General features: G+C 55.7%; 8 protein-coding genes. 3 read left to right on the plus strand and 5 right to left on the minus strand.

Annotated features, from left to right (window positions below; translation table 11 throughout):
- The 3 genes from ACIQ0G_RS07660 to ACIQ0G_RS07670 all read right to left on the minus strand — a co-directional run.
- Window positions 1–673, minus strand: a 673-nt coding sequence (locus ACIQ0G_RS07660) for an aromatic ring-hydroxylating dioxygenase subunit alpha (protein WP_397577393.1), incomplete at its 3' end; no start/stop codon positions are given.
- On the minus strand, window positions 673–3,117 hold the full coding sequence (locus ACIQ0G_RS07665; protein WP_397577394.1) for an FAD-dependent oxidoreductase: 2,445 nt from the start codon (window positions 3,115–3,117) through the stop codon (window positions 673–675). The genes ACIQ0G_RS07660 and ACIQ0G_RS07665, both read right to left, overlap by 1 nt.
- A gap of 5 nt (window positions 3,118–3,122) precedes the next feature.
- The gene (locus ACIQ0G_RS07670) at window positions 3,123–5,540 is read right to left on the minus strand and encodes an FAD-dependent oxidoreductase (protein ID WP_397577395.1); all 2,418 of its coding nucleotides are present in this window, start codon (window positions 5,538–5,540) and stop codon (window positions 3,123–3,125) included.
- Window positions 5,541–5,692: 152 nt separating this feature from the next.
- On the opposite strand from ACIQ0G_RS07670, the gene ACIQ0G_RS07675 reads away from it, so the two are divergent.
- The 3 genes from ACIQ0G_RS07675 (at window position 5,693) to ACIQ0G_RS07685 (ending at window position 8,459) form a co-directional block, all read left to right on the plus strand.
- Window positions 5,693–6,457: an SDR family NAD(P)-dependent oxidoreductase gene (locus tag ACIQ0G_RS07675; protein WP_397577396.1), complete on the plus strand. Its 765-nt coding sequence runs from the start codon at window positions 5,693–5,695 to the stop codon at window positions 6,455–6,457.
- Between the two features lie 118 nt (window positions 6,458–6,575).
- Window positions 6,576–7,358 (plus strand): lysophospholipid acyltransferase family protein, encoded by a 783-nt coding sequence (locus ACIQ0G_RS07680; RefSeq protein WP_333569914.1) that lies wholly within the window; start codon window positions 6,576–6,578, stop codon window positions 7,356–7,358.
- A gap of 147 nt (window positions 7,359–7,505) precedes the next feature.
- Window positions 7,506–8,459 carry an NAD(P)-dependent oxidoreductase gene (locus tag ACIQ0G_RS07685; protein ID WP_397577397.1) on the plus strand — a complete coding sequence of 318 codons (954 nt, stop codon included), beginning with the start codon at window positions 7,506–7,508 and terminating at the stop codon, window positions 8,457–8,459.
- Here the strand turns inward: ACIQ0G_RS07685 and ACIQ0G_RS07690 are convergent.
- Both ACIQ0G_RS07690 and ACIQ0G_RS07695 read right to left on the minus strand, forming a co-directional pair.
- A complete protein-coding gene (locus ACIQ0G_RS07690) occupies window positions 8,456–9,385 on the minus strand; it encodes a LysR substrate-binding domain-containing protein (RefSeq protein ID WP_324479356.1) in 930 nt (309 codons plus the stop codon). The genes ACIQ0G_RS07685 and ACIQ0G_RS07690 overlap by 4 nt on opposite strands.
- Before the next feature lie 69 nt (window positions 9,386–9,454).
- Window positions 9,455–10,859, minus strand: a 1,405-nt coding sequence (locus tag ACIQ0G_RS07695; RefSeq protein WP_397577398.1) for a GMC family oxidoreductase, incomplete at its 5' end; no start/stop codon positions are given.

Below are 10,859 nucleotides of genomic sequence, written 5' to 3' on the forward strand. Positions count from 1 at the left end.
CAACGGCAACGATCGACTCTGATGCATGCATCGAACAGAATTCCGGATGCGAAGGCACGCAATGATAGCATTCAAAGAAATTCTCGATGACCAGCTTCCAATTGGCGGTCGTGGGATAGCTGCCGGCGTGCGCGATCCGGGCGTCAGCAAAACCGTGATAGTCGAGGATTGCGCCCATGTCGCCAAAGGTCGCGTCAAAATCGTCCGGTTCGCCCTCGCTCATGTTGATGAAAATCAGGCCATGAAAAACGCGGATGTGGCAGGCGAACAGACTGTTTTCGGCTTTGTCGAAATCCTCCGGCATTAACCGCGCGGAGATCAAACGGCCATCAAGCCCAAATGTCCATGCATGATAGGGGCAGACCAGACGCGGCGCATTGCCGCTTTCCGACTGACAAATCGTCGAACCCCGGTGACGGCAGACGTTGAAAAATGCGCGCACGCTTTCGCTGTTTTCACGAATGACGATAATCTGTTCATTACCGACCCGGTACAGGAAATAATCACCTTTTTCCGGGATGCGTGACACATGACCCGCCAGCAGCCATTTCCGGCTGATGATTTCATCAAAGTCAGCTTTGAACACCGCATCGCTGGTGTAAAATTCCTGATCAAAGCTGTATCCAACCTGCGTGTTTGCAGCGAGGCGGCCCATAAGTTCAGTGTGCGACATTAGATTTTGATCCGTGCATTTGTGGGGTCATAAAAAGGTTTGAGCGACGCGGTGACAGGATAGCGGACACCGGCAATCTCGATTTCATAATCATCGGCGCCAATTGGCCCGACGACACCGCCGTCGGCGGCATCGACATAGCCAAGCCCGCACGCGCCGCCCAGCGTATGGGCATACATTCCGGAACGAATATAACCGGCGATCCGGTCGCCCTGCCAAATCGGTTCATTGTGATAGAGCATTGGTTCGGGTGATTTGACCAAGAACTGCACAAGGCGCTGCTTAAGGCCTGCTTCCTTCTGCGCGGCCAAAGCCTCACGCCCGATGAAACCACCCGCCTTGTCCATCTTCACAGCAAAGCCGAGACCGGCTTCCAACGGTGTATCCTCATCCGTGATGTCATGGCCCCAATGGCGATAGGCCTTTTCCATGCGAAGCGCGTTCAGCGCGTGATAGCCGCAATGTTTTAATCCAAACGCCGCGCCAGCCGCGACGATCGCATCATATACGCCCGCCATGAACTCAGTGGGAATATATAGCTCCCAACCCAGCTCACCGACATATGTAATGCGCGATGCGCGCACGATGGCATAGCCCAACTCAATCTCTTGCGAGGTCGCAAAGGGGAAAGCCTCATGCGACAGGTCATTGGGACTAATCGATTGCAGCAACGCGCGGCTGTTGGGTCCCATGATCGAAATAACGCCCATGCCCGACGACACATTGGTCAGCACGGCATGTGCATCTTCGGGCGTATGGCGTTTCAGCCAGTTGAAATCCTTCACCTCGGTTTCAGCGCCGGTGACGATCAGATATGCGGTTTCCGAAAGGCGTGTGACGGTCAGGTCAGCCTCAATACCGCCCTTTTCATTGAGCCATTGGGTATAGACCAGCTTGCCCGGGGCAACATCGACGTCGTTCGCGCAGACGCGGTTGAGGACAGCCATAGCGTCGCGGCCTTCAAGGCGGAATTTGGCGAAACTTGATTGGTCGAACAAGCCAACCGCTTCGCGCACGGCCTTGCATTCCTCTGCATTGGCTTCAAACCAGTTCTGGCGGCCATAGCTATATTCATATTCGGGCGTGCTGCCGGGTTCACCATACCAGTTGGCACGTTCCCAACCAAATGCTTCGCCAAAACACGCACCTTGCGCGACGAGCCTGTCGTGCAAGGCAGATTTGCGCACCCCGCGTGCGGTTTCATATTGCTTGAACGGATAATGCGTCGCGTACAGGAGGCCGAGGCTTTCGGTAACGCGTTCGCGCAGATATTTACGGTTAATCTGGAACGGCATGTTGCGGCGGATATCGACGGTCCACAGGTCTGCAGGCGGAATACCATCGCGGATCCAGTCCGCCATGACCTTGCCCACGCCGCCAGCCGATTGCAGGCCGATGGAATTGAGGCCAGCGGCGACAAAGCAGCCTTTCAATTCGGCGCTTTCACCCAGATGGTATCGCACGTCCGGGGTAAAGCTTTCGGGACCGCAGAAGAATTTTTGAATGCCCGCTTTTTCCAGTGCAGGCACACGGCGCATTGCATCGATCAACAATGGCTCAAAATGTTCGAAGCTTCCCGCAATTTCATCGAAACAGAAATCTTCGGATATGCCGTCCATACCCCACGGCCGCGCATTGGGTTCAAATGCGCCAACCAGCAGCTTGCCCGCGTCATATTTATAATAACCACAATAATCATAATCGCGCAGAACCGGCAGTGTATTGTCGATGCCTTCGACGCCTTCGAATAGAACATAATAATGCTCACATGCGTGCAATGGGGCCGCAACGCCAACGCTGGCGGCCAAATCACGCGTCCACATACCACCGCAGATTACGACATAATCGGCGTCAATCGAACCATCGTCCGTATCCACGCCCGTGATGCGATCACCATTGTGGCGGATTCTGGTGACTTTGGTGTTTTCAAAGATTTTAGCGCCGCCAGTGCGGGCACCTTTGGCCAAGGCCTGCGTAATATCGACTGCATTTGCATAGCCGTCGCTTGGGATATGAATACCGCCGACGACATCATCGACATTGACGATATGCGCCAGCTCTTTGATTTCTTGTGGTGTCACGACATGCACAGGCAGGTCAAATACCTTGGCCATGGATGCGCTGCGCTTCAGCTCCTCAAAGCGTTCGGCATTGGTGGCCATCGATATCGAACCGCATTGGCGATAGCCCGTTGCCTGGCCCGTCTCGGCCTCAAGCCCGCGATAGAGCTCGCCGGTATATTTTGCGAGCTTGGTCATGTTGATGCTGGGCCGCAATTGCCCGACCAACCCCGCCGCATGCCATGTCGTGCCGCTGGTCAATTGCTTGCGTTCCAGCAAGACCACATCGTCCCAACCAATCTTGGTCAGGTGATATGCAATCGAACAGCCGATGACACCGCCACCGATGATGACGACTTTTGCCTTTTTGGGTAATTCAGCCACGCGGATCAGACCTTCATCTTGGCGTTATCAGGATCGTAAACAGGGTGCTCCAGCACTGTGCCGATGCGTCGTTCGCCCTGCAACACGATATCGAACTGCGACCCCGGCGCCGCATTTTGTATGGGCACACAGGCGAAAAACAGGCTCTTGCCAACGCGATGGCCATAGCCGCCTGATGTCGTCAGGCCGATACAATGGTCGCCCACCAAAATTGGTTCGCCGCCGCGCACATCGATATTGTCTGCATCAACCGCGCCGTACACAATGCGGAAGCGTTCAGGCGCATCCAACGTCGCCTGCTTGCCGACGAAATCATCTTTGTTGAAATTGATGAAGCGCGGCATGTCTGCCTCAATCATCGTCAATTCGTTGGTGAGCTCGGAACCCCAGGCCTTATAACCCTTTTCGACCCGCATACTGTTCGCTGCGTACAATCCGTAATTGACGATGCCGAACTCCTGCCCGGCTTCCCAAACGGCTTCGTAGAGCGCCGCGAGGTCCTTCATCGCAGGATGCAATTCCCAGCCCAACTCTCCGGCATAAGACACACGAAGTGCACGCATCTTGATACCCGCAATCACGATCTCCTGACCGCTGAGCCAGCGGAAACCTTCATTGCTAAGGTCGGCGTCGGTTAACTTGGCCAGCACATCGCGCGAGCGTGGACCGTTCATCACGAGAACGCCAAGGTCCATTGTCAGGTTGCGAATGGTCACATCTTCGTCTGGCAATTTGCTTTGGATCAGCAAGTCCCAGTCGCGCTGTTCCGCCGCTGCTGCCGAGAGGCAGTAAAAATGGTCATCCGCGAAACGCGTCACGGTCATTTCGCCATAAATGCGGCCCTGCACCGAAAGCGGGTGCACCAGGCCGATACCGCCCAATTTTTTGGGCATGCGGTTGGCACAAATACGGTTGAGGAACGCCTCGGCATCTGGTCCGGTCACATCATATTTCGCAAAGCCAGACAGGTCGAGCACGCCGACGCGCTCTGCAACCGCCTTTACCTCTGCCGCGACCGCGTCAAAGCTGTTGGTGCGGTGATAGCCGCCTTCTTCTTCTGCGCCGTCGAGGGCAAAATATTTGGGCCGCTCCCAGCCGTAGGTTTCGCCATATACCGCGCCAGCGGACAGCAAACGGCCATATAGCGCGCTCATCTTTTGCGGGCGGCCATCGGGCTCTTCCTCACCGGGAAGCCGCGTCGTGAACGTCATGCGGTAATCAAGGAAAACCTTAGCGCGGCTGTAATCTTCGTCCGCATAAGGGCCGTAACGACGCGGATCGAATTCGGTCATGTTGATATCCGCATCACCGAACACCATCCACTGCGCCAGATATTTTCCAGCCCCGCCGCCTTGCGCGATGCCAAAGCTTGTGCCGCAACAATGCCAAAAATTCTTCAGGCCAACCGCTGGTCCCAACAGAGGTCCGCCGTCGGGCGTATGCGGAATCGCGCCGTTGACGAAGCGCCGCAAACCGACTTCACCAAAAATCGGCATCCGTTCAATCGCGCGTTCCAGCCATGGAGCAATGCGCTCCAGATCTTCAGGGAACAACTCGCTCGTCGAATCCCATTCAGGGTTTCCACCGCGTGGTGCCCATGCTTCGGCGAGGCCCGTATTTTCGTAAACGCCAATCAGTCCGCTTTTCTGCTCCTGCCGGAAATATCCCGACACATGGGGGCAACGCATGACCGGTATTTCTTCATCGCGATCTTTGAATGCGGGGATAGGATCTGTGACAACATAATGATGTTCCATGTTCGTCACCGGAATATCAATGCCCGCCATTTGCGCGATTTGCCGGGCATAGCAGCCCGCCGCATTTACGACGATTTCGGCCCGAACCGTGCCCTTTTCCGTCTCCACATCCCATTCGCCAGATGGCAGTTGCGTCAGGCCCGTCACGCGGTTTTTGCGCACAATTTTGGCGCCCATATTCTTGGCACCAATGGCGAGCGCGTTGCAAATACCCGACGGATCAGCATGTCCGTCTTGGGTCGTCCGCGCACCGGCGATGACACCGTCAAGCGTCATGAATGGGTTGTGGCGGAGAATTTCCTCAGGCGGGATAATCTCCATCTCGAACCCGATGATTTTCGAAAAACCCTCAATGTAGCGCATCCACGCAAGCTCGCGCTCGTTGGTTGCAAGGCGGATGCCGCCGGATTTATGCCAACTGACATATTGCCCGGTCAAACCTTCCAGCCGGGGATAAAGATCATTGCTATAGGCATGCATCTTGGCAAGGTTGAAGCTGCCCGTGATATTGGGGCACTGGCCAGCCGCATGCCATGTCGAGCCGGAGGTCAGCTCATCCTTTTCAATCAGTAGACAGTCCGTCCACCCGAGTTCGGCGAGATGGTAAAGCAACGAAGCCCCCATTATGCCGCCGCCAATTATGACCACTCGTGCCGATGTTTGCATAAAAGCCCTGCTCCTTATACCACAACCTTAGGGCGGGTTTGCGGTCAGGCACAAATGGGGAATATGACGGGACCGGTTAAAAAAATTTTTGGATTAGGATCGCCGGTGCCTATAAGGCGCGCCGGGTTGATTGAGAATATAAGGGTCGGGCTATGAAGGTTGCGTTGGTTACGGGTGCTGCACAAGGCGTTGGCTTTGCAACGGCACGGCTTTTGGCCGAAAAAGGCTATCATGTTGTCATGACCGACGTGCAGCCTTTGGATGCGCAAGTCGAAGCATTGGTTGCTCTTGGCGGGAGCGTATCCGCGCTTTCCGGTGACATTTCCTCTGAAGCATTTGTTGTCGAACTGGCCGAGACAATTGCCCGTGAGCATGGTGCCGCAGACGTGTTGGTCAACAACGCCGGCATCAGTTTGATTTGCAGCGCCGAAACGACCAGCATCGAACAGTGGCAGCGCGTCATGAGCATCAACCTCACCGGACCATTTTTGCTGTGCCGCGAAATCGGAAAGCAGATGCTGGCGCGTAACCGGGGCAACATAATCAACGTTGCCTCAATTGCGGGCCTTCACGGTGTTATCGATCGATCCGCCTACAACGCGTCAAAGCACGGATTGGTCGGACTGACGCGAACGCTTGCGGCAGAATGGGGCGGCCGCGGTGTGCGTGTGAACGCTGTATGTCCGGGCTGGATTAAAACGGAAATGGATGAGGCTGATCAAGGTTCGGGCGCTTATTCCGATAATGATATCATCGACCGCGTTCCAATGGGCCGTTTTGCCAAGCCCGAGGATGTTGCCCAGGCCATTGCGTTTCTTGCGCATGAAGACAGCTTTATCAATGGCGCAAGCTTGCCTGTCGACGGTGGATGGCTGGCCGACGCAAGCTGGGATGCGCTGCGTTTGAAAACGCGATGAGCCATGATATGCAAACGTTGCGCGAACTCGCGTAATGTGGGACCGTCATCGGAAAGTCACAGTTGGTGGCTAGGCACGTTAAGATTTCATTATTGTCCCAATTTTAAAGCGGAACCCGATGGCGACTATTAGCATTGCGAAACCAAAGGTTCAGCTGCAGGCATATTTCCTGTGCGCCATGCGCGTCATTTGGATTGCCGTGCCGCTCACGCTGTTATTGCCGCTTCACCTTGTCTGGCATCTGTTGCGGTTGCCGTCACCATGGGCGATGTTATTCTTACGCATTGCTGCCCGCGCCTTGGGCGCGCGTGTCCGCGTGCACGGCAGTCCGCTCCGCCGGGATGTGTTCTTTGTCGCCAACCATCTTTCATGGCACGATATTCCGATATTGGCCGGCATAACGGGCACCTCCTTTGTCGCACAGGATGGCGTGCGCGACTGGCCCATCATTGGCTGGCTTGCAAAGCTGAACCACACCATTTTCGTCAACCGCACGGAAAAGCAGAATATCGGGCAACAAGTGGCCGAGTTACGCGAGGCTATCGCCGAAAACTGGTCGGTGACACTTTTCCCGGAAGGCACAACCTCGGACGGCAGTGGGCTATTGCCGTTCAAACAGTCCTTGTTTGCGACATTGGCACCGCCGCCTAAGCCAATGATGATTCAGCCGGTTCTTTTAGACTTCGGTGCCGACGCCGCGGACATCGCTTGGGTGGGTGTAGAGACCGGCTGGGAAAGCGCATGGCGGGCATTTACACGGCCCGGCACTTACGCCGTGGACGTCCACTTTCTCGAACCCTTCGATCCGGGCGCACTTGCCGATCGAAAAGTCGTCTGCGCCCTTGCCCGCACTAGGCTGGCCGAAGCTCTGTCCGCCACGCTTGGCTATAGCGTTACGTAAATAGCGCCCAGCCGCGTGGGGTTCTCCGGCGCGGTGCAAAATAATTCATCCAATTGGCCAAATTTTTCAATTGTGGCCACGCATCGACGGCGCTCTAACTTTCGCAAAGGGCGCGTATAGCCCGTTGTAAATTAACTGGGTGCAATCATGAAAATCGGATTTATCGGTCTTGGCAATGTTGGCGGAAAACTGGCAGGCAGCCTGATCCGCAATGGTCATGACGTCACTGTACGCGACCTTGATGCCGCACTCGTTGCCGAATATGTCAGTCGGGGCGCAGCCTCGGCGGCATCTCCAAAAGAATTGGGTGAAGCTGTCGACCTGATCATCACCTGCTTGCCGTCCCCAGCGGCCAGCGCTGCCGTGGCCGAAGGCGCGGACGGTTTTCTTCAAATCATGCGTCCGGGCCAAGTTTGGCTCGAAATGAGCACAACCGATTATAGCGAAGTCATCCGGCTCGGTGCATTGGTTGAGGCGCGTGGTGCGATGTTCATGGAATGCCCGGTTTCGGGCGGCTGCCATCGTGCGGACACCGGCAATATTGCGATTTTCGCAGGCGGCCCACGCGCCGCGGTCGACTTTGTTCTGCCGGTTGTGACGACACTGGGACGGCGCATATTGCACACCGGCGACCTTGGAACCGCGTCACAATTGAAGGTGATGACCAACTATCTCTGCACGGTACATCTCGTTGCACTGGCCGAGGCGTTGACCACTTGCAAAGCCATCGGGCTTGATATGAACACCACATATGAAGCGATCCGGATTTCGTCAGGCAACAGCTTCGTCCACGAAACCGAAAGCCAGGTCATCCTCAACGGCAGCCGCGACATCAATTTCACGATGGACCTCGTCAGCAAGGACGTGGGCCTGTTCGACAAAATTGCCCAATCGGCACAAGTCCCTGTTGAACTGTCGCCGCTCATCGTGAAAATCTTTAAGGAAGGCGAGGAAGCTTACGGACCTCGCGAATTTTCACCCAATATCATCCGGCGTTATGAAGAGCCATTGGGCATTAAGGTTTTGGGCACTGGATTTCCGGCCGATATGGTAGACGATGAACCCGAAGAGCCGGGCTATGAGGTCGTGCCGAAACGCTAAGCTGCGACGCCTAAACGGCTGTCTTCGACATTCTTGGCCACCCAATCCATGAATGTCCGAATGCGCAGATTTTCTTTCATATCCTTGCGGCAGATAAGGCCCCATGCGCCGGGGCAAACTGCTTTATGTCCAACGGGCTGAACGAGCCGACCGGCGGCCAGATCCTGATCGACAAACGGGCCGTTGACCAGCGCAATACCTTCGCCGTTCAGCGCCATTTCAAGCGCAACGGCCAAGGTATCAACCATGAGATAGGGCACGGATGGTTCAAACGCCGAACCTGCCGAAGCAAACCACGTCTCCCAATTTTGCACCTCGGTATAGATGGCCACAAGTGGCTTGGTCATCAATGTCTGCGGGCTGGGATTTGGGCCCATCGCCTCTGCAACAGCGGGGCTACAGACAGGAAACAGCGCATATTCATACAGCGGAACCCAATGAAATTTGGTCGCATCGGGTTCTGATGCGCAATAAACGAGCCCTACATCCGCGTGGACATCGTCAAATTCCCATTCAACAGCACATGTGTTGAGCGTCAGCTTTACCTCGGGGTGATCAGCCAGAAACTGCGGAACACGTTTTGCGAGCCAACGTATCGACGCCGTGACATAAGTCTGCACGCGAAGTGGCTTGTCCAACGCATGGCGGTGGACTTCTTCAACCCCCTCCAGCAGCGATTCAAAAGCAGCGCGGACATAAGGATAGAGAACCTTACCCTCTTCCGTCGACACGATATGCCGCCCTTCCTGGACGAATAACGTCACACCAAGCGCGTCTTCAATCAGCTGGACCTGATGGCTGACCGCAGGATGGGTGAGGCAAAGCTCGTCCGCTGCATCGCGGATGCTTTGATGACGGGTCGCCGCCTCAAAACCCTTAAGCGCCTTTAACGGCGGCAACTGCTTTAGATCGATCTTCGGATGCATCGCCACTCCCTCCCCGGATTCGCGCACTCATGTTGAGGTAGCACAGCCGAAAAGGACTGGTAAATAAAATTAACGCATGCTTTTTGCGTCTTCCAAGATCATGGCTGCACCCTTTTCAGCGACCATCACCGTCGGGGCGTTGGTGTTGCCGGATGTGATTGTCGGAAACACCGAGGCGTCGACGACACGCAAGCCGTCCACACCATGGACACGTAAGCGGCCATCGACCACGGAGGTCGCTGCATCCGGGCCCATCATGCAGGTGCTTGTTGGATGATAGACGGTATCGGCGCGTGCCCGAAAATCCGCAAGCAGTGCTTCATCGCCATCGACATGCGCGCCGGGAATGAGCTCTTCGGTAATGATATCCGCAAGCGGCTTCGTCCGCGCAATTTGCTTCAGCAATCGGTTACCGGCCAGCACATCGTCAATATCGGCTTGCGTTGCGAGATAATTCGGGTGGATGACCGGATATTTGGCAGGGTCGGCGCACGCGAGTTCAATATGCCCCCGACTGGTCGGACGACAGGGGTTATGCGATAGCAGAAACGCCGAAAATGGATCCGGGTTGAGCAGCTTTCGTTCCGACAATGGTGTTTTGGTGTAGCTGACCGGACTGAAATATAGCTGCAAATTCGGGTGTTTTTTCGTTGCATCGCTGCGCACAAAGCCCCCGCTTTGATTGACGCTTAACGACAGCGGCCCTGCCCGGTCGGCCATATAGCGCAACCCGGCGCGGATTTTGCCCAACACCGGATACAGCACATCATTCAGCGTGGCCGTGCGGACTTTGTAGAAATAGGATACCGCAATATGGTCCTGCAAATTACGGCCAACGGCCTTTGCATCGACAATCGGTTCGATACCGACATTTTTCAAATGGCCGGCATCGCCGATACCCGACAGCATCAGCAATTGCGGAGAGTTAATCGCGCCGCCGGACAGGATCACTTCGCGTCGCGCCTTCGCCTCTAAGTGCGCGCCTTTGCATGTGTACGCAACGCCGACGGCGCGCTTCCCCTCAAACAAAATGCGCGTGGCCTGCGCCATAGTCTTAAGCTTCAGCGTCTTTCGCTTGCGCGCGGGATGCAGAAACGCGTTCGCCGTCGACGCGCGCCAACCACCGCGTGTGTTGATTTGATAATAGCCGACCCCTTCAGGCTTGCCGCCATTGAGGTCGTTGCTCGCAGCAAAGCCTAATGTCTGCGCAGCTTCAATAAAGCTGCGGCAAATGGGATGGGCAAAGGGCGATATGTCGGTGACATGTTGCGGCCCTCCCTGACCATGGTGTGCGCTGTGCCAGTCAAAATCCTCTGACTTTTTGAAGAAAGGCAGGACATCATCCCAACCCCAGCCTGCATTGCCCAAGGCTTTCCAATCATCGAAATCGCGGGGCTGGCCGCGCACATAGACCATCGCGTTGATGGAACCTGATCCACCGACGACCTTGCCGCGCGGCCAATAGCTTTGCCGA

The sequence above is a fragment of the Sphingorhabdus sp. genome, assembly GCF_044354325.1.
In the GTDB taxonomy this organism is placed as follows: Bacteria; Pseudomonadota; Alphaproteobacteria; order Sphingomonadales; family Sphingomonadaceae; genus Sphingorhabdus_B.

What these genes read in the sequence shown, in the direction of transcription:
- ACIQ0G_RS07670 (WP_397577395.1), bottom strand. Translation starts at nt 5,540, where the DNA reads ATGCAAACATCGGCACGAGTGGTCATAATTGGCGGCGGCATAATGGGG.
- ACIQ0G_RS07675 (WP_397577396.1), top strand. Translation starts at nt 5,693, where the DNA reads ATGAAGGTTGCGTTGGTTACGGGTGCTGCACAAGGCGTTGGCTTTGCA.
- ACIQ0G_RS07680 (WP_333569914.1), top strand. Translation starts at nt 6,576, where the DNA reads ATGGCGACTATTAGCATTGCGAAACCAAAGGTTCAGCTGCAGGCATAT.
- ACIQ0G_RS07685 (WP_397577397.1), top strand. Translation starts at nt 7,506, where the DNA reads ATGAAAATCGGATTTATCGGTCTTGGCAATGTTGGCGGAAAACTGGCA.
- ACIQ0G_RS07690 (WP_324479356.1), bottom strand. Translation starts at nt 9,385, where the DNA reads ATGCATCCGAAGATCGATCTAAAGCAGTTGCCGCCGTTAAAGGCGCTT.